This window comes from Methanosarcina subterranea, assembly GCF_055385895.1.
Map to the genome: position 1 here is coordinate 4,514,343 of NZ_AP042426.1, position 25,360 is coordinate 4,539,702.

Here is a 25,360-nt window from a genome sequence, read left to right on the forward strand (position 1 = left end):
ACTTTTCTCCCAACTTTTCTCCCAACTTACCCTCAGGAATTAAGTTCTGTTAAGGGCGGTTGCAAGTTCTTAATCAACTTCCCAATATCCGCCTTTATCTGGCCCAATCCTCTTCAAAATACCTTTTTCTTTTAGTTTCGCTATGTTGTTTTCAATGGCAGTAGTGCTAATTCCTACAATTTGACTTAACTCTGCAATTGTTACATTTGGATCGTTACTTATTTCTTTTACAATTGCCAATTCATTTTCTCCCAACTTTTCTCCCAACCCCATTTCTGGAGTTATTTCATGTTTTCGGAAAATAACGGAAAAGCCACTATTAAATGAGAATTCCACCGAGGATTTATCACTTTCAGCCACAGCTTGTTTAATACGGTTTATTCCGGTCCCGACCTTTTCGATGTAATTTATGCGATTTAAGAGGGAGGCAGTAAGAGGATTGCGGGCAACGCTCTTGCGTCCGAAATCAGAAGGTTTTAAGCCGCTGGGCAATCCGCCAGGATTGGATATTTCAACCCTGTCGTCAAAAACTTCAATAAGCACATTTGCGCTCTTATCAAAATAATCGCGGTGACAAACGGCATTTATAATAGCTTCCCTGAGTGCTACGTCCGGAATATCGGGAATCTCTTCCCGCTGCAATTTCTCAATCTTGTACTGCACGTTTGTGTGCCGTTTGACGAAAAGAATGGCATTGTTGATGTTTTCAACAATATTCCCCTTGAAATCCTTTTTGTCAAGGATATTCACTTTTTCTATTCCCTTATACAAAACACAGACAACAATGGCATGGTTTAACAGGAAATCGATATCTCTGGCAAAGAACAAAACTCCGGCATTGGTGAACTTGTTATCATCAGTGATGCAATCTAAATTCCTCAGCAAAGACATCTTGTCAATAGAATGAGTGATTCCTGCCAGATTCAGGAAATTCTCAAATGCCCTCTCATCAAAATCGTTTTCAAAAATCGCTTTATCATTTTTCAGCTCATCAAAACGAACCCGACCTTCTTTCTGGAAAAACTTAATAATCTCATTGCGGGTAAGTTTCTGGGAGTTTGCTCCGTTTCGAATAAAGAACCCTCTGGAACAGGCGTAAGGTTTGTCATTACCATCCGGCACGTCAACTACGATAAGATTGTCTTTGATTTCCATACCAACATCAATATAGGGTTGCAATTGCCGTAGGGAATCCTGAACTCTTGATCTAAAACTGTTATCGGTATTTATTCCCTTTATAATTCCTTTATCGGAGACTCCGAGGATAACCTTACCTCCGCTGGAATTGGCAAAAGCACAAACCTCCTCGATAAATGATTTATCAAGAGATTCTTTAAACTCTATGTGATACCCTTCTCCAGCTTCAATAATTTCCTCTATCCATTTATTCATATTCACGCCGCCAGTGGCTCATTTAATTTTGTATTCAAACTTTCTCTGAATATTTATCCTAACTTTCTCCAAACCTTTTATTATCAGCTTTGGAGTACTTTTAAGATGTCAGTGGATTAAATAATTGTCTACTTGTGCTCTTCTGGATCATCTTCTATAAATTGGTTGATGCTGTTTCAGAAAAGCCCTTTATGTCGTCTCAATACCTTTCTTCTGCGCTTCAATGGGGTTGTCGCGGATTCTATTATCAAGATACGCACATTAATTTATACTTCAAAATTAGATACTATTCTGATCGAATCGGGGAAATTTTTGAGCGGTGGCTAAAAAAATATTGCGACTATTTTGAGCTGTTTTTCATCGTATCGGAGATCAAAAAGACTCAGAGGCATAGAATCAAAGAGTATAGGATCAGGAGGTATAGTATGTCAGCCGAAGAAAATAAAGCATCAGATCGTCGTTTCTGGGAAGAGGTCTTCAATGGGAGGAAGCTTTCTCTGATGGACGAATTTATAGCCCCTGACTGGGTCTATCACGGGCCAGCAGGTCAGGAGATGCACGGGCCTGAAGAGCTCAAGCAGTTGTTTTCCATGTATTTCAATGCTTTTCCCGACTTACATGCTGACATCGAAGATATCATTGCCGAAGGGGATAAAGTAGCTATCAGAGTAATGTGCCGTGGAACACATAAAGGAGAAATCATGGGGATAGCTCCGACCGGCAGGCAAATAAAAGTTCCTTTGATGGGCATCAATCGTTTTAAAGACCATCAGGCGGTAGAAACCTTTGAGCTTATTGACATATTTGGGATGCTACAGCAGCTGGGGTCAGCCTGACAGCCGGGCAGAGCTAAAGTTTGTTAAACATAAAATGAAAAGAGGAGAAAAGCAGTAAAAGAAGAGAGAACAATATCTATACGCTTTAACTTTGATTGAAAGAACGAATAAAGGGTTCACAAGGTTTGGCCTGCAACAATGAAGTTTATTGCGGGATCAGATTTCACCCGTTCCTGAATCTGCTTCATTTTACAGCTTAATATATCAATGAAGGTATCACGGAATCAGATTTACTCTGTCCTGAATTTGCTTCATTTTAAGCTCGTACATCAATGAAGTAATTACGGGATCAGCTTTCGGACTGTCCTGAATTTGCTTCATCTCGCAGTTCACGCCATAAATGAAGGATACTACGGGATCGGTTTTCAAGCCGTCCTGAATTTGCTCCACCTTATAGCTACGCGTCAATGAAGTATATTGGATCAGCTTTCAAACTGTCCTGAATTTGCTCCATTTTAAGCTTACACGTCAATGAAGTAGATTTCGAGATCGGTTCTCAAGCCGTCTTGAATTTGCTTCATTTTAAGCTCGTACGTCAATGAAGTTCATTACGGGATCAGGTTTTACTCTGTCCTGAATTTGCTTCATTTTACAGCTTAGTTCCTTGTGAACAATATATAATATGTAAGTTCTTGTATAAAACACTGGTGGTTATATTACTCCGGGTAATATAAACAGTTCGTTTTTTTGCTAAGTCTGCCTGTAAATCATCAGTCATATACTATGTAGATACTTTTCCCCGCAATTTCCCCGCAATTTCCCCGCAATTTCCCCACAGTTTCCCACCGTTTTCTCCGAACTTATCTCCGAACATTCCTCTTAATTGTTCTCCGAACCTTATTTCGAGCTTTTACTCGTGATTTCACCCAGTTTTTCACCAGAGATTTCACCAAACTTTTTATCCGACCGCTACCCAAATTTTCACCAAGCCAATTCGTCTCATTATATTTTCATGCCGCCAGCGCCTCGTTTAATTCGCTGAGAACCACATTCATCTCGTCCCCGAAAAGCTGGTACATCCTGCCGCGCCCGCCGAGAGCATCAAAGGGAGTGTAATCAAGGTCATCTATTTCCAGGTGGAAACTGTTAGCCACATAATCTTTTATCATGCGGAGCCAGTTCATCTGGTCATCATTGAATTTCAGGGTTCCTGCCTGTTTTTTAAATACCCAGTCCTGGAAGTTGCGGTTTACGGTCTGGTCGTAGGAGGTCAGCACAGGGTCGATTTCGGTTATCCTGCGTATCAAGGAAACCAGGGCTGTGAGTTCGTTTTTCGGAGAATTTCCGTTCACTTTTTCCAGCTGCTCGTAAGCCTGCCATATCCTGAAGGGTGCGAAATATGGCTTTTCCAGTTTCAGTTTATCCAGCACTTCTTTTATCATCGTAAAGGTAACTTCCCTGCGCTGGTAGGGCTGGTTGTAGAAGAGTCTCAGGGCTGTGATCTCGTCTTTGTTAGCTTCCATATATGCTTTAAAGTCGTTGACCAGCTCATCTGCCTTTACAACAGCGTCTTTGTCCCATTCGGCTCTGAGAAGGACATCGGTGTTTACGGTATCAATTATCTGCTCATGGACTCTGCGGACATTTTCGATATAATCATTCAGCTCTCCGGAAAAAGTGGACCTGGCAACATCAAGCAGGTTCTCCTGTGCCTTTTTCTTTGCATCGGCTTCCTGAATTTCCGGCTGGCTCTGTTTAAGCTCAAAAGCCCCGGAATCAATGATATCTGGGTTATATGCACTGAGCAAATCCTTCACGGTCTGATTGATAGTTTTTCCGTTAGCCTTCTCAGCAAAAGTGGCTCTTTCATCCTCACTTATCTGCCGGTTCAGCCTTGCCAGTCGGGAAGCCAGGGAAATGTAAAGGTCTTCGTCCTGAGCACCAAAGGTTACTGCTGCCAGCAGGTCTTTCAGCGGCGTATTTTTCTTGCGTTCCAGAGGCCGGCTGTCGGTTTTCATCGTTTTTGTAACGCCCACGGCATCCACAATCACAAAATGTGTCTTAGCCGAAACAGCCGATTCAGTCACCTTTTTCAGGTCATCATAGCCCAGTGTCCGTGTGCCTCGCCCCTTCATCTGCTCAAAATAGTTCAGACTCTTGACGTCCCTCATAAACAGCAGGCATTCCAATGGCTTAACGTCCGTTCCCGTGGCAATCATATCCACTGTAACTGCTATCCTGGGATTGTAATCATTGCGAAAAGCTGACAACACTGATTTTGGATCTTCTTCCGCTTTATAGGTAACTTTCTTGCAAAAAGCATTGCCTTCTCCAAACTCTTCCCGCAGTATATTGATAATATCATCTGCATGGCTGTCATTCTTGGCAAAGACCAGGGTTTTTGGAACTTCTCTTCTGCCGGGGAAAATCTCGGGCAGCTTTTCCTTGAATGTCCGTATCACATGGCGTATCTGGCTGGGATTGACCACATCCCTGTCCAGCTTTTTGGAAGTATAGGTGAAATCTTCGTCAAGCTGTTCCCAGCGTTTTTTGCGGGTAAGTTTCTCCCTTCTGTCCACGAACTCCCGCGCATTTATTTTTGCCCCGTTTTTGCTAATTTCAGTCTCGATTGTATAGACGTCATAACCCACATTCACGCCATCTGCCACTGCTTCTTCGTGGCTGTACTCGCTCACCACATTTTCATTGAAAAACCCGAAAGTACGTTTATCAGGTGTCGCTGTCAGACCTATCAAAAATGCATCGAAATAGTCCAGTACCTGCTGCCACAGGTTGTATATGGAGCGGTGGCACTCGTCTATGACTACAAAATCAAACTCTTCAATGGGAATCTTCTCATTATACACAACAGGAAGCGGTTCCTTTGGTTGCCAGCCCCTCTCAGCAGGGTTTTCTTCCTCGATTTTTTCGTCCAGCTCCTCGCCCTTCAAAATCGAGTAAAGCCGCTGGATTGTGGAAATGCACACCTGGCTATCCGAGGAGATGTAACTGGAACGCAGGCGCTGCACGTTGTACAGCTCGGTAAATTTGCGGTTATCATCATTCGGCACATAAGCCATGAATTCCTGCTCTGCCTGCTCGCCCAGGTTTCTGGTATCGACAAGGAACAGCACTTTTTTAGCATCCGCAAATTTTAGTAAGCGGTAAATGAAGGTTATGGCAGTATAGGTTTTTCCAGAGCCCGTTGCCATCTGGACCAGAGCCCTTGGGCGGTTTTCCTTAAACGATTTTTCAAGGTTTGAAATCGCTATTATTTGGCAGTCCCGCAGCCTTTCGGCCCGCAATTCCGGAATATTAAGTAACCTTTCCCTCAAAGGTTTCTTTCTGAGCCATTCCTCAAAAGTCTCAGGTCGGAGAAAAGAAAAAACAGGTTTTGACCTTGGCTTCGGGTCACGGAAGTCTGTAAAGCGTGTAAGTGCGCCGGTGCTCTCGTATACAAAAGGAAGCGGGTCATTATTCAGGTACTTTAGCTTGCTTGCAGCGTATTCGGCTGATTGTTCTTCAACAACGGTTAACCGGTGGCCTTCTTCGTCCCTTTTCGCCTCAATAATCCCGACGGGTCTTTTATCAACAAATAATACATAATCAGCCGGCCCCACATCAGTCAGGTATTCTTTAATTGCAATACCCCTGGAAGCGCTCCAATCGATCCTGCTCTTTTCCTGAACTACCCAGCCAGAGTCATTTAGTTTTCCATCGATTCCATTTCTGGCTTTTTGCTCCGGGGTCTGGTTGTTGCTCATTATTTTTACCCACAATTCATTTTCATCTTTCTGTTCCTGGATTAGAATGTCGAGGCTGCATTCTTATTGTAACAAAAACTGGAGATTCACAAAGAATAGAGAGATCTTTTCATAGTCACTGCACCTTGAATTTAATTATCGCAACCTGCTAATAATATTCCAATCCATCATTTATAATTTTGTTTTTAATCTTTCAATTTTAGAAGAGCCTTACTAAAGTAACCTAAAAACGACTTAAAGAAACTTATTAATAATTTACATCGTACTAAATAAAAAGAGTATTTTCAGGACACGATGGAGGGAGTATCATATCCTGATATCGCAGGACTTAATATTCAACGCATTTTAGAATTCTTAAGATTCTTTTTCCCGTGGAAATTTTGTGGTTTTCCAGAAGAGGGTTGATTGTTTTTCTCTTCTCCTGAGATTTCGAAATTTTCGAAGAGGGTGTGGACTGTCTTCTGGGCAAGCTCGCTGACGTCCTGTACGGCACTACTTACTTGCTGCATGGCGGCGGTCTGTTCTTCGATTGCGGCAGAGGTTTCTTCACTGCTTGCTGCGTTTTCTTCAGCTGTGGATGCGGTTTCACTGATGCTTCTTTCGACGTTTTCGATTTTGTTCAGGCCTTCTTCTGCAAGCCTATCCAGTTCGGCAAGCATGGAGTTTATAGTGGCAACAGCAGTGGCAATTTCATGGCCTTTATTCAAAGCCTGTTTAATGCTCTTGCTGCCATTTTTAGCCTGACTGTCAGCGGTATTGATGGCTTCGGTCACTTTCTTGGTCTCTTTCTGAACGTTTGTAACAATCTCATTTATTTCATCAGTACTTTTCCTTGAATCGGCAGCAAGTTTTCGGACCTCATCGGCAACAACGGCAAATCCCCTGCCGTATTCACCTGCTCGTGCAGCTTCAATGGCAGCATTCAATGCGAGAAGGTTGGTCTGGTCAGCAATAGATTTGATTTTCCCTGTAACAGCACCTATGTTGTTGACAGCGTCATCCAGAGAGTGAACTATGTCTCCAAGTTTGGAGATTTCTGCAACAAGCTGCTCGACTTCTTCCAGAGCCATATTACTGAGACCCTGGGCTTCTTCGCTTGTTTTGCCTGCCTGGAAAGCATAGCTGGAAGATTTGGTGGAAGATTCGCTGAGCTTTTTGAAAATTTCTTCGGAAGCTTTTATGTCAGAAGCTGCTGTGCCTGCATGCCTCGAAAGGTTCTCTGAACCGGTTGCGATCTGTTCTGCTGCGGTTGAAATCTGCTGCATGCCGGTATTCATCTGCCCGACAGCTTCTTCGGACTGCTGGGCTTCCTCAAGGGTTGTAAGCATGTCTGCGAGGATGTCCTCGATAACTGATTTCAGGTTAATAACAAGCCTGTTGAACTCGTCAAAGGTGTCACCAAAATCATCGTCCTTGATCTTTTCCAGATGAGCGTCAAGTTTCCCCTCACTGATTTGCCTGATGCCTCCGCCAAGCTCCTCCAGACAGCTATTAGTATAATTTAAAAGATCCTCAACTTCTTTTTCTCTATCTTTCATTTCGGTCATGTCAGTTATAACAGTGAGGCTGCCAGCAATAACGCCATTCTCATCTGTTATTGGCACAGCTGAGAGGACTGTGAAGAGTGGTTTGTCTAAAGCCTTAAATTTGAATGACTTTTCAAGATTGTAAACACCTTCTCCGGTTTCCATCACTTTCTCAGCAAGCGTTTTTTTGGAATTTGTCTCCAGTAATTCGGAAGGGGATTTTCCGACTGCTTCGTCCATATTTTTAAACTTACAGACTTTCGCAAAGTAATCATTAATGTATTTTATTTTTCCAGAAGAATCTACGTAAAGTGCAAGTGACGGAGCAGGTATACTGCTGACAATTACCCTTTGAGATTCTTCTCGTCGTTTAACCTGCAGAGTTACATCCAGAAATGTACCGTCAATATAAGCCATGTTTCCGTGATCATCGTTCACCAGGCTAGCCTGCTCCTGAATGAATACTGTCTCGCCATCGGATTTTTTGATTCTATATTCAACCTGATAAGGGGTTCTGTTTCTTACCGCTGTCTCTATAACCTTATCGATTACAGGAACGTCCTCCGGAAAAACAATATCTGACCAGGATAACCTTTGAGAAATAAAATCCGTTGTAGAATAACCGGTGAGTTCTTCCACATTTTTATTTATGTAACGTATAGGCCACGAAGAGTCATTCGAGATTCTGAAAACAGTTACTGGAAGATTATCTATTATCCAGCTTATCTCTTTTGCTGCTAGGCCTATACCTTCAACAAATTTTTTACTGGAGTCCACCGACTCCATCTGTTTTAAATCGGAATCTACTAAAGCCATAAGCAATCTAGTCCCTATTTAGATATATAATGACTATGATTATAAATGCAAGGAGTATTTAAGTGTATAGGGGAAGTACAGGAAATCTTTAACCCGCCATTAAGAACGTAGACTGAGTAAATATTTATAGAAAGAGAGCCTATTCTAAGTATGTTTCAACTTGATACCGAATCAAAGGTATTTATGGTGCTTTTTTTTCTTAACTCTCAGCCAAGCGTTGTAATCCCTTTTTATCGCTAATAAAGAAAGCTGTAACTGCCCCTGTCAAAAATACAGCCAAAGAACAGTACTTTTTTACAGAACGCATCGTATATCTGTGTAAATTCTCCATATTGCATGCTTTTTTGGCTAATTTAAATACGTCCTCAATGAGAGATCTAATAGACTTAAGTGCTCCCCAATTTTCCATCAAAGATTTAAATTTTGCTACAAGTCTTTTATATATTTTCTTTTCCTCTTCCGTATTTCTTTTTGAATCAAATATGTTCAAAGGATAGCTTAGCATGTCGAAAAGTTTATTGTAATTGCAATTTATCCTTGGAAAAATAATCGGAACTATTTTGTATTTTGCTATTCCTATTACATAATTTTCATATGAAAAATAACCTTTATCGAAATAAAGTACATCTCCTGGTCTTATTTTCTTTCTTCTCTTTAGCTCTTCTAGAATCTGGGGATAAACCGTGTATTCACTAACATTTGCTTCATTAACGACGAAAGCTAACGGTTTTAAGCTTGGATATTCCATGGCAAGACTCAGTTTCATCCCTATGAAATAACCTCGATGTTTAGAGTGTCCCCATTTAAATTCTCGATCTTCTAACATCTTTTTGCTAATTTTTCTCTTAAACCAATTAAGATCAAGATTGATGTCTGTGCTATCGATTATGATATGATTTAAACCTCTTTTACGCCGAGAACAAACGCTGTTAAGTAATACGATAATGAAGTTGATAAACTGCTCCGGATCAAAGCTGCTCATAATACTGTATACTTCATTTTCAGAAGGTACTGACTTTATTCTCATAAATTTTCGTAATTTTTTCTTTTCTTCCAGTTCTCTGACTACATAGGAAATTTCAAGGCAAAAATACATGCTTAGAATGACGATTTTCAGAACAGGTATTGATTTCTCAAGAGGTAAGATTCCATATTGTGAAAGGATTTGCCTGGTAGATCGTAAATCAAAAACGTTTAATATCTCTGAAAGCAATTTCCATTTGTAATCTTCGTTTATTGGGATAAGCGGAGGTTTCACAAACAAACACCAGAGGAGGATTATACGCCCTCCTCAATAAATTTTACGATTTTTAACGAGGTAAAATTGAATTTTAGACAAAAATATGCTGTATTTTTTAAAGGGGAACTAAATTTAATGTCATTTGATTGAATAAAACACTTATATCACTTATTTTTTTCATAAAATTTTTCAGGTCCCTAAAAGGTATTAGCAATCTGTATACTTATTCTAATTACGTATATTGTATACAGGCTCATTCCGATCATATAATAATTCTGATTTTAGTATAATACTGTTCTTATAATAATTCTGATCTTATAGTAACAGTTAAAAGCATTCAGCCAAATGTATTACTTTTTCTAAGAAGTTAATTACTTTTTTGACAATTACATTTCTTTTATAAGTAATATTTACTATCACCAGATAGGTATACAGTGCAAAATCAAAATTCGAAACGTACAGGAATTGAGAGAGTTCACTGAGTTATTTTCCTCTGGTCCCAAGTATTCTTTAAATTCCCTTGGATAACCAGTAGAAATACTGATTACAAAGAAATCCTGGCAATTTAGAAGATTGAGCTATCTCATCATAAATTCTGGCACAAAAATCAATCCCGGAACTGAAGAGAAAAACCGAGAGACCTGAATATTACTGATCCGTCAGTATCAAGCAGGACAAAAATTACATAATTACCTGAAAGCATAGTAGGAGATAGGGGAAGTATATTTTATGCCTACTATAAGTGAAATGTATCCTGTTCCTGCTGAGATGAAGAAGCTCCATGTGTTTCTGGGGGAATGGAGTGTGGAAGGAACTATTAAAACCGGGGGCAGCGTGATGAGACTGAAAGGGGAATGGAATTTTGGCACAGCTGCAGGTGGCTGGGGCCTGAAGTCATCAAATAAGTTTGAAGTGAAAGAACTTGGTACCTATGAGCTGGACAACTTATTTGGCTTCGATAAGGAGACTGGAAGACTGCATATCTATAGCATCACCAATATGGCAGAAACACATGACCATACGGCTGCCTGGTCTGACGAAAATACGCTGAAAGGGGAATATGACGGGCTCAAGGACGGCAAAAAATTTCGGGAAGATTTTACAATTAAGCTGGTGAACCCCGAGGAGATTACAATTGATTATGTAGAGAAGGTAAATGGGCAGATAGATTCGATTATGAACCTGAAATTAAGGAAGTAATCCTGGGGACAGCTGATAGAGACAAATCAGGCAGAAAGAGATGAGGAGAGGGAAAAATAAAAGGGAAAAGAAATAGAGAGGGAAAAACAAGGAGGGAAGAAATAAAGGGGGAAAAAATAATAAAACTGTTTAAACTTCAGGTTCTTAAAGTCCGGATCTTAAAGTAATTTACTGCAGTCCTGCGCAGTAAATTCGATGATGAACTCTGTCCCATTTTCCCTGTTAAGCTTGACCTTTCCATCCAGCTGGTCTATAAGGACATGTATGAGTTGAAGCCCCAGGCTGTCAGATTTTTCGATATTGAAAGTTTCGGGAATACCCACTCCATTATCAGAGATAGTAAGAATAAACCTGGTACCTCCTTCCAGACCTTTGTTTTTTCTTTCATGCAGGGAATTACTCTCAAACTTTCCTGGATTTTTCCTTACAAGGCTGATACGAATCTCTCCGGGTTTTCTATCCGGAAAAGCGTACTTCAAGGAGTTGGAAAAGATCTCATTGATTATAATGCCCAGCGGGACTGCAGTGTCGATATCAAGGAGAACATTTTCTTCGAGATCTATGTACAGAATGACTCTGGAATCACCAATTTTGTAAGTTTCCAGAAGATTTTCAGCCAGTTCCCGAAGGTAGGTCGAGAAATTCACATTATTCGTTCCCCTGTCCCTGTAAAGCTCTCTATGGATAAGAGCAATTGACATTATTCGGTTCTGGCTTTCCCTGAGGATTTCTTTTACCTGTTCATCGTCCAGATTATCAGCCTGGAGGTCAAGCAGAGATGAAATTACCTGCAGGTTGTTTTTTATCCTGTGGTGAACTTCTTTTTTTCGAGCCATCTCAACCTTTGAAAGGGTTTCTTCAGCTTCTTTTTTCTCAGTGATGTCGTATATTAGACCATTATATACGTCCTGCTTTCCGTCTTTGGCCGGGACTTTCCGATAAGTCTCATGCACCCATTTTATTTTCCCGTCCCTACACCTGATCCTGTAGTTAATCTCTCCCTGGCAGTTAATATCCGGACATTGCTTTGCTTTAGTCTCTTCTTCAAGAAAGACAGGGAGATCTTCAGGTTCGATAAGTTTTGTCCATAGTCTTGAAGAGACCAGTTCCTCTTCGCTATATCCGGTTATTTCCTCAACAGCGCCATGCATGAATTTCAGTTTAAAGTCCCTGTCAAACTGGAAAGCGATTCCTTTAAGATTATGCACAAAAGAACGGTACTTATCCTCACTTTCCTGGATCTTCTCTTCAGCGATTTTCCTTTCAGTGATATCTTTCATTGCACCGAGAGATCTGACAGGCTTACCTGATTTATCCGTAAGGTAAATACCATTGTTTTCCAGATAGATGTATGATCCGTCTTTTCTTCTGACCCTGAACTCTACCCGGTAGCTTTTCCCATTCTTCCTGGTTTCCATAAATTCTTTTATCACAGGGTCCCTGTCAGCAGGGTGGATATTTTTGACCCAGGCATCTCTGCCCATATTCTGGAATTCTTCTTTACAATACCCTGTAACTTTTTCTATGGCACCAGCCCAGCTGCCCTCATCCGTTGTTAAATCAAAATCGTAAACGAGCTGTCCGGTCTGCTCTGTAACAATTCTATATTTTTCATCGTCTTCTTCAAGGGCATTTTCCGATTCTCTGAGTTCGGTAATGTCCTGCAGAACAGTAACCAGTCCTTGAATTTCCTCATTTTTATCATTGAAAGCAGAAAGGTTTACAAGAAAAACCCTTTTTATTCCATCTGCACATTCTATTTCCTGCTCAAAGATCCTGGCACCTTCAGAAGCGAAGGATTCCGTATCAATGCGGTCCCATTCGTCAAAGGTTTGCTGGAAATAGCCTTCGAAATATCCTTCTTTTATAGCAGTTATTTTCTGAGCTTTTTCATAAATCTTTTTGGCTATCTCAGGCCTGATACATCCTATAATTTCTTTGGCCGGGAGCCCAACAAGTTTTTCAAAAGCCCTGTTTACGAAAAGGTACATGCCGTTTTTATCCTTACATACAACAGGATTTACCATTACATTGAGAACTCTATTAAAAAAGAAATTTTCCTGCAGTATATTCTCGAATCTGTGATTTCCATAAACCTGACTGCAGAATTTAGGCGTGCTTTTAATATTTACAGTGCTTTTATTCTCCTGCTTGCCGGATCCATGACAGCCTTTACTCATTTTTGTTCCTCTATCTCCCACCGACCATAAACACTTAAAAGATAATTAATATCCAGGTTTAATGCCCATGTTTAATATTCGGATAGCCTACCTTATCCTGATAGTCATAATATAAACCTGCGATTAAAGAAAACTTCATAAGCCTCTACAGGCTATAAATTTCCGCGTTTTATATAAATTGAAGATTATTAAATCAGATAGCCTAAAGAAAGATTCAATGGTATAATTTATTAAAGGTACTAATAATACTTATTTTTAATCAGCTAAAGAAAATACATGAATGAAGAAATCCGCCGGGGCAATCTTCAAGCCTTCGATACATTATCAGAAGGCTTAAAACTCTCGACCTACCTGGCAGGGGATATAAAAATGTTTGAATATATTGAGTAAGATGCCGGGACAGGGTACTGAACTCATTAGAATTTTTTTACTTAGATGAACTGAAGCTACTTTATAAATTTGAGAAAACACTATTCAATCCAGCAGGCTCAGAATATTGGACCTGTAGCTTTCGGAATGTGGGCCTGTAACTAGACTAAGTGAACCTGAACTAGATTAAGGGAACCTGAACTAGATTAAGGGAACCTGAACTAGACTAAGTGAACCTGTAACTCGACTAACTTTCTTTCCGGATATAATGATCATGAAACCCTTCATTATTCAGAGTAAGGACTCGAAGGGATTTTCCGTTCTGGTTTTCATCGCATAAATTGAACGTTCTGCCATTTTAAACCGGGAGGTTTTCAGGATTCCTGTGGCTGTGAATTTGAAATGTATTCTCACTCGTGTTTTTATTAAAACTCTCAGCAATCAGAGATGCATCTTCAGGCTCACCCACACCTTTAATCATTTGTTCGGTCCCTATGAATACCAGGTTTTCAGGAAGGCTGCTCAGCCCTCCGTGCGTTACGAGCACATGTTCTGTATGGAATTTATAATAAATGCAAGGTACCGTTTTCCGGTATAATTCAAGGATATCATTCTTTGTAATTCCTGCCTGATCGAGTTCTGGCATGAGGTATAAGGTATCTCCAAACTCTGAGATATGGGTTTGTTCTTCACCAGTCGGATTGCAAAGGCACTTTTCATTGTCCCCTTCGAGCAGGACCACATTATCTCTGCACATGACTGAGATCAGGAACTTAATGACCCTGGCATTTTCAGCCCCGCTACCTGCGTAATCTCCAAGGAAAATATACAGGTCTCTGTCGTTCAGTCCGCATGCCAGGTATTTCATCAGCGCTGTATAACTGCCGTTTATATCTCCGATGTGATGAATTGTTCTGTAGTAAGAAAAGTCAGTGACTCTGTACTGCAGTTTCTCATGGAATTCGTAAGGCTTTATTACCGAAACAAATGACGGCACACTCTGCCTGCTTATTATACAGTGCATATCTTCAATTACAGCCTCCGGCACAACCTCGTATACAGGCCTTTTCATGTTTCTTTCTTTTGCAACCTCAAGAGGCACATCCGAAAAATCAACACAGAACGCTTTATACCTGTAAGCTTTGACGAGCTGCCTGTACTTTGCTAGATCTGCATTTCCCGCATTGGTCGCATCAAGGATTGTGAATTCCCCCTCTTCCATACGGCATTTAATAAGCGAGTAAATAAGCCCCCAGACTCTGCGGTTGATTTTCTGGGAGATTGTGGTTTGTCCGGTAACGGAGAGTACCGGAGGCTTTAAGAGAAGCCTGACCTGGTCTGAGGAAATTGTATAGGGCTCGAGCCTGTTTTCTTTAACGAAAGTTGATTTGCCGGATCCGGGTATTCCTCTCAAAAATACTAAATACCTCATATGATGCCCCATAGCTAATTTTGAAACATAGCTCAATCCCTATCAACAGGTATGATAATCTCTGTCAACAGGCATGGTAAATCTCTATCAACAGGCATGGCTTGAGCAAACCTGTCCAGAGACAGATAATCCTGAAATTCCAATCTTTTTGGTTAATTCTGCTTAAACGAAGAATACCTGAGTTAATATTACTATTGATTTTTATAATATTTAGTTGGATAAATTTATAATATTTACTCGAGGACATGCTCGAGAATATGTACGGGGGAGAGTTGTGAGTGGGGGTGCCGTACTGACTTGAGCGAGCTCCTGGAGACTTGCCTTTAGAGTTAGTCAATAAGAAAAGGCTCAAGGAAGAGGGAACCCTGAAAATTAATATTGGTGAAAGCTATGGCAAACCAGAAGGAATTCGATTATATCCTGCCCGGCAGGGCAGAATCATACTGGCTGGCAACTACACCTGAGTCCAATTATCCTGCACTTCACGGAGACATTCACGTTGACATTGCGATAATTGGAGGGGGAATAGTTGGGCTCACTACGGCTTACCTGTTAAAAGAAGCAGGGTTTTCGTCAATTGCAATTATTGAAGCAGGTCGTATCCTGAGAGGTGTTACAGGGCACACTACAGCCAAAGTTACATCCCAGCACCACCTGATCTATGACCGCCTGATCTCAAAGTTCGGAAAAAGGCAGGCACAGCAGTACGCAGAATCCAATCAGGCAGCCATAGAGAAGATAGATTCTATAGTAAACTCAAGGCAGATAGACTGTGACTTTGTCCGTAAGCCTGCCTATGTTTATGCAGGCTCTGGAGATTCGACCGGGAAAATTCGAAACGAGGTGCAGGCAGCCCGACAACTCGGGCTTCCGGCTTCTTTTGAAGAGAAACTGCCCCTGCCCTTTGAAACATATGGCGCAGTCCGTTTCAGTAATCAGGCGCAATTCCATCCCACAAAGTACCTCAATGCACTGGCAGGGGAGATTCATGGGGACGGATGCCATATATTTGAGAAGACAAGGGCATTGAAGATAGAAGGGGAAAATCCCACAACCGTAACAACGGATAAAGGAACCGTGACAGCACAGAAGGTTATCCAGGCAACGCATTATCCGATTCATGACAAGCCCGGGATGTTTTTCCAGCGCCTTTACCAGTCCCGTTCATATGTACTTGGCATTCGAATTCGGGATCCTTTCCCTGACGGGATGTTCATAAATGTCGAAGAGCCTGCCAGATCCCTGCGCTCGCAGCGTACAGATGGAGGAGAACTTGTCCTTGTAACCGGGGAGGGACACCGAACAGGTGAAGAAGAAAACGAAACTGTTCGTTATCAAAACCTTGAGAAATGGGTGAGGTCAGTCTATTCTGTCAATTCCGTCGATTACCGCTGGTCTACCCAGGATACTATAAGCGTTGATCACGTCCCCTATATTGGCAGGTTAACTTCAGGTAATGATAATATATTCCTTGCAACGGGATTCAAAAAATGGGGTATGACCACAGGTACGGTTGCAGCAATGATCATTACGGATATGATCCTCGGAAGGTCAAACCCCTGGGAGGAGGTATATGACCCTTCACGATTCAAACCGGTAGAGTCAGCAAAGACTTTTGTTTCACAGGCCATTGAGGCTACTAAAGGTCTTGTGGGTGACCGTATACTCCCCACTCATAAAGAGGCATCAGATATTGCGCCGGGGGGAGGTGCGATTGTCAAAATAGAAGGCGAAAGAGTGGCAGCCTACAGAGACCAGAATGGGGCGCTTCATACTCTTGACCCCTCCTGCAAGCACATGGGATGTATCGTTTCTTGGAACGATGCGGAAAGGACATGGGATTGTCCCTGTCACGGTTCTCGTTATAACGCAACAGGAGAGGTCATTCACAGTCCTGCCGTTTCCGGGCTTTCGGAAAAGAAAGTTAAAAAATGAGAGCCTGCGCGAAAAATAGAGAGTTCAGGGGCAGAGAACAGTCAGTTGAAAGGGTTCCGGTAAAAGAATCCCGAGCTGGTAGCTGGTGATGATTCTACAAGTAAAGGAAAAAAGCAAAGTAAATGAAGAGGGAATAGTGATGCCAGATCAGAATAAAACTGATTATGCCCTGCCTGGAAAGGCGAAATCTTACTGGGTGGCAACCACCCCGGAATCCAATTATCCTGCTCTTTCTGGAGACATCAGGGTTGATGTGGCAATAATTGGAGGAGGAATAGCTGGAATTACCTCAGCTTTTCTTTTAAAGGAAGCCGGAGTGTCTGTTGCAGTTATCGAAGCAGACAGAATCATCACAGGGACAACCGGGAACACGACTGCAAAAATAACCTCCCAGCACAGCCTTATCTATGACCGTCTTATATCGGAATTTGGGAGAGGGCAGGCAAAACAGTAAGCTGACTCCAATCAGGCAGCAATCGATAAGATTGAGTATATAGTCCGTTCATGGGACATTGACTGCGACTTTTCTCACAAACCCGCTTATGTGTATGCAGGCTCTGAGGATTCTGCACAAAAGATCCTGGACGAAGTTCGAGCAGCCCGGAGCCTGGGCCTTCCAGCTTCATTTGAAGGAGATCTGCCACTTCCTTTTAAAACCTACGGTTCAGTCCGGTTCAGCCATCAGGCACAGTTTCATCCCAGAAAATACCTATGTGCCCTTGCAAAAGAGATTCCGGGAAATGGCTGCCACATCTTTGAGAAGACCAGGGCTCTCGGAATCGAAGGAGGGGACCCCGCTGTTGTAAAAACGGACAAAGGAACCGTAATTACAGAAAACGTAATCCAGGCAACAAATTTCCCTATTATTGATAAGCCCGGAGAGTTATTCAAAAAGCTGAAACAATCGATGTCATACGTGCTCGGAACATACATTGAAGAGCCATTCCCTGAGGGGATATTCATTAACGCTGAGGAACCTGTGAGGTCTCTGCGCTCGCAGCCCACGGAAAGAGGCGAAATGGTACTGGTAGTTGGGGATGGGCATCCTACCGGGAACGGAAACCCCACGCATGAGCACTACAGGCACCTTGAGGACTGGGTAAGGTCAATCTATAAAGTACGCTCCATTGACTACCACTGGTTGACCGAGGATGTTATATCTGAAGATAAAATTCCGCTTATAGGCAGGCTTACCCCGGAAAGTGAGCACCTGTATCTGGCAACCGGCTTTAAGAAATGGGGCATGACTGCAGGCACTGCCGCAGCAATGATTCTCACGGATACGATCCTTGGAAGGGATAACCCATGGACTGAAGTATATGACCCTTCAAGATCCGGACAGGGACCTCAGTTTTCCATGGAAAATGTATCCGGAATTGAACCGGGGCAGGGGACTATTATTGAGAAAGGGGAAGAAGAGAAGGTAGCAGTATACAGGGATCAGCAGGGCGTACTCTATACTCTCAATCCAGCCTGCAGGCATATGGGCTGTTTTGTCTCCTGGAATGATGCTGAGAAAACCTGGGACTGCCACTGCCATGGTTCCCGCTATAATGCTCGAGGAGAAGTTATTCAGAGCCCTGCAGTATACGGGCTCCTTGAGAAGAAAGTAAGGGGGCAGGACGAAAACCATATTCGTACATAAAAAAAGGTTCGTAATTCCTATTTTTATATTACGTAGTCGAAATGATAGTTTATGCAATTAAAAAGTGAAAATTCTGATCCCTTTAAAGAATTAAAGTGGAGTGACCTGCAGGACTGGGCAGGAGGAAAGGCGACTGCAAAGGGGATAAAGTACCAGGAAGACGAGCGGGTAAAAGAGCTTAAGCGAACCCAGGAAGGCAGCCTCGTAGCCCGGGTAGAAGGAACAAAAGAATATTTCACAGAAATTTTGATGGAAAACGGAAACTTGAGCTCAATCTGTACCTGCCCTGTAGGGCACGACTGTAAGCATGGGGTTGCAGCCGTGCTCGAATATTTGGAACTGACAGAGCAGGGAGAGGAAATTCCCGTTATTTCCGAGGGAGATACACTCATTGCGAGAGCCAGGCAGGGGTATACGGAAGCTGAAACCGCAGGCGCTGGCAAAGGTGAGGAATCCTCAACCCGGGCTCTCCGTGAATACCTGGGACAGCTGACAAAACCGGAACTGATCGAGGTACTGGTGGCGTTTGCAGAGAAAGATACCATGCTTGGCAGGTACCTCAGAGACCGGCAGAACCTTGCAGCAGAAAGCGTGGAAGGAATTATCGAAGGAGTTTACTCCGAACTTGACGAGCTCCTGGAAGAAGCCGGTCACCCTGACTATCCGGGTTATGAAAATGATGTACCAGATTTTTTAGACGTGCAGGTCAGGCTGGAAAGCCTGCTTGATGCGGGACATCCTGATGAGTTGCTTGATATCGGAAAAGAGCTCATGGACAGATACGAAGGAATAGCAGAATACGATAAAGAAGGGGATATAGGAACAAAAATATCCTTCTGCATGGATGTGGTGTTTGAAGCTCTGTCCCGATCTTCCCTCCCTGCTCATGAGAAAATGCTCTATATGTTTGAAATCGAGTTAAGAGATAACTACAATATTCTTGATGAAACCACTTTCTGGGAAGAAGATTTCACTCCCGAAGAATGGAGACGTTTTGCAGAAGCCCTGAAAGTTAAATTACAGGAAACTGATCGGGCAGAAGATACCTTCTATAGCTCCTCCTGGCAGAGGGATTACGCCGTTGACAGGCTGATTGATGCCCTTCTAAAAGCCGGGCTTTCTGAAGAGATAATCCCGATCTGTGAACGCGAAGCCGAAAAAACAGGCAATTATGCCCGGCTTGTCAATGTGCTGCTTGACTCCGGACAAAAGAAGAAAGCAGAAGAATGGATTTACAGGGGAATCAAAGAAACAAGGGAATACCAGCCCGGAATCGCCCGCGAGCTCTGGCAGATCCTGCTTGAGACCAGAGAAGAAGAAGGAAACTGGCTTTTTGCAGCTGCCCTTGAAGCAGAAGAGTTCTTCAGGGCTCCTGATATGGCTCATTATCTTGGCATGCGGGAAGCAGCCAGAAATTCAGGAAAATGGCAGGAAGTCCGGGAGGCTGCACTCAGATACCTGAAAACAGGAGAGCTGCCAGCTGTTCAGGCTAAAGCCGGCCAGGTAAAAAATAAAGAAGAAATCTCAGGTAAAGAAGAAATTTCAATTCTTCCCGGTGTTCTCCCGAAAACAGGGCTTCTGGAGCCAGACTCAATACAGAAAATCAAGGCTCCTGCCCTTGACCTTTTAATAAAAGTAGCAATTCAGGAAGAAGACCCAGAAGAAGTGGTTCACTGGTATAAAGAGCTTAAAACAGGCGGAGAGGAAGCTGAAAGGTACTGGCATTCGATTTCTGAAAGTGAAGTTGCAAACGCAGTGAAAGAGAAACATCCGGAAATTGCGCTTGAGATATGGAAAAAACTTGTAGAGAGGTTGATTTCCGAAACGAAAGTAAGCTCATATGAAGAGGCGTCTACATACCTCCGAAAGATAAAGGAAACACTCGAAACCAGAGGGAAAAAAGAAAACTGGGAAGCCTATTTATCAGGGATAAAGGAAGCAAATAGACGCAAAAGAAGGCTGCTTGAGATTCTGGACATGCTTGGAGAAGACAGGATCATAAGTGAGTAAGGAGAGAATGGGTCGTCAGCGAGTGAGAAATTTAGGGTGAGAGATCAGAGAATAGGAAAAATGATCGTAAGGAAAGGAAGAATGGGAAAGAAAAGTAGAATTGGGAAAGACAAAAACAAATTTTTATATATAAAAAGAGATAAATAAAAATAGAGTTTGGTGAGATACCTGTATCCTGAGCTCTAACTTCGCTTCAAAATACGGATACAAATACGGTAGACAGAAAAATGAAATAGGGAGTTGAAACCAATGCCACCTAAAATCAACAAAGAAGAATGTACAGGCTGCGGGACCTGCGTAGAAGAGTGCCCTGTAGAAGCAATTACTATTGATGAGGATGAAAGTTGTGCGGTTGTGGATGAAGACGAATGTGTGGACTGCGGAGCCTGTGAAGAAGCCTGTCCTATAGGTGCAATAAAGAACGAATGATCCGGGGAACTGGAATTCACAGCTTAAGGTCCGTTCTTAAACGAAAACTACTACTTGAAAAGGGGAAAGAGTGAGAGGGCTGAAAAGGATAGCTTTTATTGCTTTAGAGTGGCTTCCCACTCCTCTTCCCTGATTTTTACAGATCTTCGGTTTATTCCACTTGAAGAGGGCAGGACTTTTGTCTTATAGCCCATTGCTCTCAGAAGCGGTTCATATTTTCCTGATTTTTTGCCGTTAAAACAGACCAGCTTCAGCCCCGGAGCTATCTCTTTTAATATCGAAAACTGGTTTACCTCTTCTTCCCTGATTTTTGAGTCCTCGCTTCCTTCTCTTTTTCCGGCTTTAAACACATCCCAGAGTCCGATTCGGTTGCGTTTCAAAGTCTCAAGCCTCGTTTCATAATCCGTGTCCTGAAGATTCTCTCCGATGGCGCGGCCGACCAGCCTCCAGAAATCATTGCCAGGGTGCCCGTAGTACTGCTGCCTCCTTATTGACTCGTCGCCGGGAAGCGAGCCCAGAATAAGGATCTCAGTATTTTCATCAAGAACAGGAGGAAAACCTCGCTTTATCATGTGGAGGAAACTGGGTTTGAGGCTATTTCAAGTTATGGAAAGCAAAAGCTCCTTTCGCTGAAACGGGTTTCTGGAAGAGAGAGTCAAGATAGAGGGAAGGCCAGAGAAAAAAAATCTTTCAGAGTTAGGGATTTTTCTGCTGTTATTTATAATAATTCTCCCAATAGTTATTCATGGTTTCAGAGAGAGAAAACGCCGACTCGTTCCGAGCCCTCAAATGGAGCGAACTCGATAAATGGGCCGGCTCAAGGACCACTTCAAAGGGAAAGGACTACCAGCAAACAGGGCGGGTAAAGGAGATAAAACGTACCCCGGAAAGAAAACTGCTTGCAATGGTGCAGGGAAGAAAGGAATATTTCACAGAGGTCACTCTGGAAAACGGGGTACTTAGCTCTATATGCACCTGTCCTGTGGGCCGCGACTGTAAACATGGGGTTGCAGTTGTCCTGGAGTATCTTGAGCTCCTGAAACAGGGAAAAGAAGTCCCTGTCCTTTCCGAGGGAGACCCGTTCCTCCTGAGGGTCAGGCGCATGCAGGAGGGAACCGAAACTTTTGAAAGCCTCAAACCCGGTAAAAGCCCCCGACCGCCCCTGCGGGAATGGCTCGAAGGATTGAATAAAGGGGAATTGATAGATATCCTGATGGAGTTTTCGGAAAAAAGTCCCGTTCTCGGCAGCTACTTCCGGGACAGGCAAGACCTTGAAGTGGAAAACATAGGGGGAATTCTCGAAAGCATCCTTTCCGAACTAGATGTACTCTGGGAAGAAGCGCAGGAGTACGACCCATGGGGTTATGAAAGTAAAAGACCTGATTTTTCAAAAGTGCAGGTCAGGATGGAAATCCTGCTTGATGCAGAGCACTACAATGAGCTGATAAGTATCGGGAAAGAAATCATGGACCGGTATGAATACATTGTGGAGTATGATTCGGAAGGGGAAATCGGAATGGAAATTTCCGACTGTATGAGCATTGTATTCGAAGCCCTTTCCGCGTCCTCTCGCCCGGCCCACAAAAGGATGCTTGAAGCCTTAGAGTTTGAATTAAAGGACGAATACGACATCATTGGCGAGAATGAGTTCTGGGAAGAGAAATTTTCCCCGGAAGAGTGGAAAAGCTTTGCAGAGATCCTGAAAACTCGCCTGCATGAAATTGAAGAAGGGTACTTCCCTGACTATTCAAGATCGGATAGGGACTACGTGATTGACCGGCTGGTTCAGGCCCTGCAAAACGCAGAGCTTTTTGAAGAAATTATCCCTCTTTGTGAACGCGAAGCCGAAGAGAAGGGAAGCTATGTCCGATTGGTGGGAGTGCTGCTCGAATCAGGACAAAAAGAGAAGGCAAAAGAATGGATCTACCGGGGAATCAGGGAAACCCGGAAAGAAAAACCCAGAATTGCCAGACAACTCCGTCAGACCCTTCTCGAAATCAAAGAAAAAGAAGGAGATCTCTATTTTGTAGCGGCCCTTCAGGCGGAAGATTTTTTCAGAGCTCCGGAACTTTCTTCCTATCTTGACATGTGGATAGCAGCCGAAAAAGCCGGGATCTGGCAGGAAGTCAGGAAAAAAGCTCATAGATACCTTGAAAATGGAGAAATGCCCTTAATCAGGCTCAAAAACCTTGCCGAAATTTCAATCATCCCCGGGACTCTTCCCGCAACAGGGCTTCTTGATCCCGACGACTTCAGAGAGATTAAACCTCCTGTTCTTGACCTGCTGATCAAAATATCTATCGAAGAAAAAGCTCCGGATGAGGTTGTCAGGTGGTACGGAGAACTAAAAAAGGGAGGGGAAGCAGCAAAACGCTACGCATATCATATCGACGAAAACAAAATCGCAAACACCGTGCATGAGAAATACCCCGATATTGCGATAGAAATATGGAAAAAGCTTGCTGAAGAGCTTATTTCAAAAACAAATGTGAATGCTTACGGAGAGGCTGCCATACACCTCCGGAAGATCAAAGAGACCATGGAAGCCGTGGGACAAAAAAGAGAATGGGAAATATATCTCCGTGGGATCAGGGAGGAAAATAAACGCAAAAAGAGACTTATTGAAATCCTTGATACGCTGGGAAAAGACCGAATTATGGAGGGATGACAGACCCCCTTATTTATATCACCTCCTCGAAACACTATTCTATGCCATCAAAAAGCAAAAACGCCGACCCGTTCAGGGCCCTCAAGTGGAGCGACCTCCAGGCCTGGGCGGGAGAGAAAGCCACCGCGAAGGGAATGAAGTACCAGGACGAAGAAAGGGTAAAGGACATAAAACGCACTCCTGAAGGAGGGCTGGTTGCCCGGGTGCTGGGGACAAAGCCATATCTCACGGAAGTTTCCCTGGAAAGCGGAAAACTGAGTTCCACCTGCACATGTCCGGTTGGAGGGGACTGCAAACACGGAGTTGCAGTCGTGCTTGAATATCTGGAACTTGCAGAGCAGGGAAAAGAAGTACCCATTGCTACCGAAGGGGACATACTCCTTATAATGGCCAGACAAAGCCCTGCCCTGAAAGGAAAGGAGGCCCCGGACTCTTATCAGGTTTTCCGGAAAGAACTGAGGGAGTACCTGGAACTGATGAAAAAAGAGGAGCTTATCGACCTTTTGATGAATTTGTCAGATAGGGACTCCCTGCTTTCCAGACACCTCTGGGACATGCTGAACCTTGCATCGGGAGATACGAAGGGGACGGTCGCGGACATATATTCAGAATTGGAAGAGCTCTGGGAGGAAGCCAGAAGCTATGATTACAGGGATTATGAATCCACACCTCCTGATTTTTCGGATATAAAGAACCGCCTGGAAAGCCTTCTTGAAGCAGGACATGCGGGGGAGGTTGCAGACCTGGGGATGAGAATTCTGGAAGGGTATGAAGAAATAGCCCCTTATGATGAAGAGGGAGACATCGGCATGAAAGTTGGCGAATGCATGGGGGTTGTGATCAAAGCCCTTCTGCAATCCGGAAGCCCGGCCCACGAAAAGATGCTCAGGGTCCTGGGCTTTGAATCAAAAGACGAATACGGGATTTTTGACGAAGAAACCTTCTGGAATTCGGATTTTCCTGTTGAGGAATGGCGCCGCTTCTCCGAAATCCTTAAAGACAAGCTGGATACAAGCGATAGCGAGAAAACTCCTTCAGATTCCAGCTGGGACCGGGAACATCTTGTTGAACGGCTTGCCCTGTCGCTCGAAAAAGCCGGTAATTATGAAGAAGCTATTTCTCTTTGCGAAGAGGAAGCAGAAGCTGGAGCTGATTGGAGCTACATCCGGCTGGTCAAAGTGTTGCTTGCCGCGGGGCAAAAAGAAAAAGCTGAAGAATATATCTACCGGGAAATAAAAGAAACCAGAAGTTCATACCCCGGAATTGCCTATGAACTCTTCCGGATCCTCCTTGAAATCAAGGAAAAAGAAGGAAACTGGCTTTTTGCAACAGCCCTGCAAGCCGAAGAGTTTTTCAGGCACCCTTCGCTGCAAATTTACACGGACCTGCGGGAATCGGCAAAAAAAGCTGGGGTCTGGGAAGAAGTAAGGGAAGCTGTCCATGAGTACCTGGAAAGCGGGAACCTTCCCGCGGACAGGGCCAGGCTTGGCGAAGAACCCTCGAGCCTGCCCGGGATCCTCCCAAAGACAGGCCTGACAGACAGAGATTCTTTCAAAAAAATTGATGCACTTGACTTTGAACTCTTGATCGACATCGCCATTGAAGAAAAGAATCCCGATGAAGTGGCCAGGTGGTACAACAAGTTAAAAATAAGGGGAAAAAAGGGGGAAGACAGGTATTTTACCAGGAGAGATAAAATTGCCCGCACCGTACAGGAGAAATATCCGGAAATTGCGATCGATATATGGAAAACGATTGCAGAGGAACTCATCTCCAGGACAAAGGTAGATGCGTACGAATCGGCTTCCATCTATCTCAGGATGGTCAGAAATGCTATGGAATCCCGGGGACAAAAAGCCGGATGGGAGTCTTATTTAAGGAAAATCCGGGAAAAGAATAAGCTCAAAAGAAAGCTGCTTGAAATCCTTGATATGCTGGGAAAAGAGCGGATCATTGAGGAGTAAGGGCAGATTCCCCT

Annotated in this window: 15 protein-coding genes and 1 pseudogene; 8 read left to right on the top strand and 8 right to left on the bottom strand. The window is 43.2% G+C overall.

Annotated elements, in window-relative coordinates:
- Nucleotides 1-69: 69 nt before the first annotated feature.
- A complete protein-coding gene (locus tag ACZ5A8_RS19715; protein ID WP_464531061.1) occupies nucleotides 70-1,392 on the bottom strand; it encodes an RNA-binding domain-containing protein in 1,323 nt (440 codons plus the stop codon).
- Between the two features lie 425 nt (nucleotides 1,393-1,817).
- Here ACZ5A8_RS19715 and ACZ5A8_RS19720 point away from each other — a divergent pair, with 425 nt between their 5' ends.
- Nucleotides 1,818-2,228 (top strand): ester cyclase, encoded by a 411-nt coding sequence (locus ACZ5A8_RS19720; RefSeq protein WP_229390863.1) that lies wholly within the window; start codon nucleotides 1,818-1,820, stop codon nucleotides 2,226-2,228.
- 216 nt (nucleotides 2,229-2,444) lie between these two features.
- On the opposite strand, the gene ACZ5A8_RS19725 is transcribed toward ACZ5A8_RS19720, so the two are convergent.
- From ACZ5A8_RS19725 to ACZ5A8_RS19740, 4 genes are all read right to left on the bottom strand, one after another.
- Nucleotides 2,445-2,618 carry a hypothetical protein gene (locus tag ACZ5A8_RS19725; RefSeq protein WP_464531062.1) on the bottom strand — a complete coding sequence of 58 codons (174 nt, stop codon included), beginning with the start codon at nucleotides 2,616-2,618 and terminating at the stop codon, nucleotides 2,445-2,447.
- Between the two features lie 560 nt (nucleotides 2,619-3,178).
- Nucleotides 3,179-5,932 (bottom strand): type I restriction endonuclease subunit R, encoded by a 2,754-nt coding sequence (locus tag ACZ5A8_RS19730; RefSeq protein WP_464531064.1) that lies wholly within the window; start codon nucleotides 5,930-5,932, stop codon nucleotides 3,179-3,181.
- Nucleotides 5,933-6,267: 335 nt separating this feature from the next.
- The gene (locus ACZ5A8_RS19735) at nucleotides 6,268-8,274 is read right to left on the bottom strand and encodes a methyl-accepting chemotaxis protein (protein ID WP_464531065.1); all 2,007 of its coding nucleotides are present in this window, start codon (nucleotides 8,272-8,274) and stop codon (nucleotides 6,268-6,270) included.
- A 199-nt stretch (nucleotides 8,275-8,473) separates the two neighbouring features.
- A complete protein-coding gene (locus ACZ5A8_RS19740; protein WP_464529690.1) occupies nucleotides 8,474-9,532 on the bottom strand; it encodes a transposase in 1,059 nt (352 codons plus the stop codon).
- A 711-nt stretch (nucleotides 9,533-10,243) separates the two neighbouring features.
- Between ACZ5A8_RS19740 and ACZ5A8_RS19745 the strand changes: the two genes are divergently transcribed.
- Entirely contained in the window at nucleotides 10,244-10,714 is a 471-nt protein-coding gene (locus ACZ5A8_RS19745; RefSeq protein ID WP_464531067.1) for a hypothetical protein, read from the top strand.
- A 158-nt stretch (nucleotides 10,715-10,872) separates the two neighbouring features.
- Here the strand turns inward: ACZ5A8_RS19745 and ACZ5A8_RS19750 are convergent, their stop codons facing one another.
- Both ACZ5A8_RS19750 and ACZ5A8_RS19755 read right to left on the bottom strand, forming a co-directional pair.
- Nucleotides 10,873-12,894, bottom strand: coding sequence for a PAS domain S-box protein (locus ACZ5A8_RS19750; protein ID WP_464531068.1), 2,022 nt, complete (start codon nucleotides 12,892-12,894; stop codon nucleotides 10,873-10,875).
- Between the two features lie 727 nt (nucleotides 12,895-13,621).
- Nucleotides 13,622-14,695 carry an AAA family ATPase gene (locus ACZ5A8_RS19755; RefSeq protein WP_464531069.1) on the bottom strand — a complete coding sequence of 358 codons (1,074 nt, stop codon included), beginning with the start codon at nucleotides 14,693-14,695 and terminating at the stop codon, nucleotides 13,622-13,624.
- A 390-nt stretch (nucleotides 14,696-15,085) separates the two neighbouring features.
- Here ACZ5A8_RS19755 and ACZ5A8_RS19760 point away from each other — a divergent pair, with 390 nt between their 5' ends.
- The 4 genes and pseudogenes from ACZ5A8_RS19760 (at nucleotide 15,086) to ACZ5A8_RS19775 (ending at nucleotide 20,714) form a co-directional block, all read left to right on the top strand.
- On the top strand, nucleotides 15,086-16,630 hold the full coding sequence (locus tag ACZ5A8_RS19760; protein WP_464531070.1) for an FAD-dependent oxidoreductase: 1,545 nt from the start codon (nucleotides 15,086-15,088) through the stop codon (nucleotides 16,628-16,630).
- Nucleotides 16,631-16,769: 139 nt separating this feature from the next.
- Nucleotides 16,770-18,275, top strand: a pseudogene (locus tag ACZ5A8_RS19765) (FAD-dependent oxidoreductase).
- Between the two features lie 51 nt (nucleotides 18,276-18,326).
- Nucleotides 18,327-20,285, top strand: a complete 1,959-nt coding sequence (locus ACZ5A8_RS19770; RefSeq protein WP_464531072.1) for an SWIM zinc finger family protein — start codon at nucleotides 18,327-18,329, stop codon at nucleotides 20,283-20,285.
- A 249-nt stretch (nucleotides 20,286-20,534) separates the two neighbouring features.
- Nucleotides 20,535-20,714 (top strand): DUF362 domain-containing protein, encoded by a 180-nt coding sequence (locus ACZ5A8_RS19775; protein ID WP_464531073.1) that lies wholly within the window; start codon nucleotides 20,535-20,537, stop codon nucleotides 20,712-20,714.
- 95 nt (nucleotides 20,715-20,809) lie between these two features.
- On the opposite strand, the gene ACZ5A8_RS19780 is transcribed toward ACZ5A8_RS19775, so the two are convergent.
- The gene (locus tag ACZ5A8_RS19780) at nucleotides 20,810-21,286 is read right to left on the bottom strand and encodes a DNA-deoxyinosine glycosylase (RefSeq protein ID WP_464531075.1); all 477 of its coding nucleotides are present in this window, start codon (nucleotides 21,284-21,286) and stop codon (nucleotides 20,810-20,812) included.
- Between the two features lie 173 nt (nucleotides 21,287-21,459).
- On the opposite strand from ACZ5A8_RS19780, the gene ACZ5A8_RS19785 reads away from it, so the two are divergent.
- Both ACZ5A8_RS19785 and ACZ5A8_RS19790 read left to right on the top strand, forming a co-directional pair.
- Nucleotides 21,460-23,382, top strand: coding sequence for an SWIM zinc finger family protein (locus tag ACZ5A8_RS19785; protein ID WP_464531076.1), 1,923 nt, complete (start codon nucleotides 21,460-21,462; stop codon nucleotides 23,380-23,382).
- Complete coding sequence (locus tag ACZ5A8_RS19790) at nucleotides 23,379-25,346, top strand: SWIM zinc finger family protein (RefSeq protein ID WP_464531077.1); 1,968 nt, start codon at nucleotides 23,379-23,381, stop codon at nucleotides 25,344-25,346. Before ACZ5A8_RS19785 ends, ACZ5A8_RS19790 begins: the two co-directional genes overlap by 4 nt.
- The last annotated feature ends 14 nt before the right edge of the window (nucleotides 25,347-25,360 follow it).

Coding starts and splice junctions, on each gene's coding strand:
- ACZ5A8_RS19715 (WP_464531061.1), bottom strand. CDS start 1,392: ATGAATAAATGGATAGAGGAAATTATTGAAGCTGGAGAAGGGTATCAC.
- ACZ5A8_RS19720 (WP_229390863.1), top strand. CDS start 1,818: ATGTCAGCCGAAGAAAATAAAGCATCAGATCGTCGTTTCTGGGAAGAG.
- ACZ5A8_RS19730 (WP_464531064.1), bottom strand. CDS start 5,932: ATGAGCAACAACCAGACCCCGGAGCAAAAAGCCAGAAATGGAATCGAT.
- ACZ5A8_RS19735 (WP_464531065.1), bottom strand. CDS start 8,274: ATGGCTTTAGTAGATTCCGATTTAAAACAGATGGAGTCGGTGGACTCC.
- ACZ5A8_RS19745 (WP_464531067.1), top strand. CDS start 10,244: ATGCCTACTATAAGTGAAATGTATCCTGTTCCTGCTGAGATGAAGAAG.
- ACZ5A8_RS19750 (WP_464531068.1), bottom strand. CDS start 12,894: ATGAGTAAAGGCTGTCATGGATCCGGCAAGCAGGAGAATAAAAGCACT.
- ACZ5A8_RS19755 (WP_464531069.1), bottom strand. CDS start 14,695: ATGAGGTATTTAGTATTTTTGAGAGGAATACCCGGATCCGGCAAATCA.
- ACZ5A8_RS19760 (WP_464531070.1), top strand. CDS start 15,086: ATGGCAAACCAGAAGGAATTCGATTATATCCTGCCCGGCAGGGCAGAA.
- ACZ5A8_RS19770 (WP_464531072.1), top strand. CDS start 18,327: ATGCAATTAAAAAGTGAAAATTCTGATCCCTTTAAAGAATTAAAGTGG.
- ACZ5A8_RS19775 (WP_464531073.1), top strand. CDS start 20,535: ATGCCACCTAAAATCAACAAAGAAGAATGTACAGGCTGCGGGACCTGC.
- ACZ5A8_RS19780 (WP_464531075.1), bottom strand. CDS start 21,286: ATGATAAAGCGAGGTTTTCCTCCTGTTCTTGATGAAAATACTGAGATC.
- ACZ5A8_RS19785 (WP_464531076.1), top strand. CDS start 21,460: ATGGTTTCAGAGAGAGAAAACGCCGACTCGTTCCGAGCCCTCAAATGG.
- ACZ5A8_RS19790 (WP_464531077.1), top strand. CDS start 23,379: ATGACAGACCCCCTTATTTATATCACCTCCTCGAAACACTATTCTATG.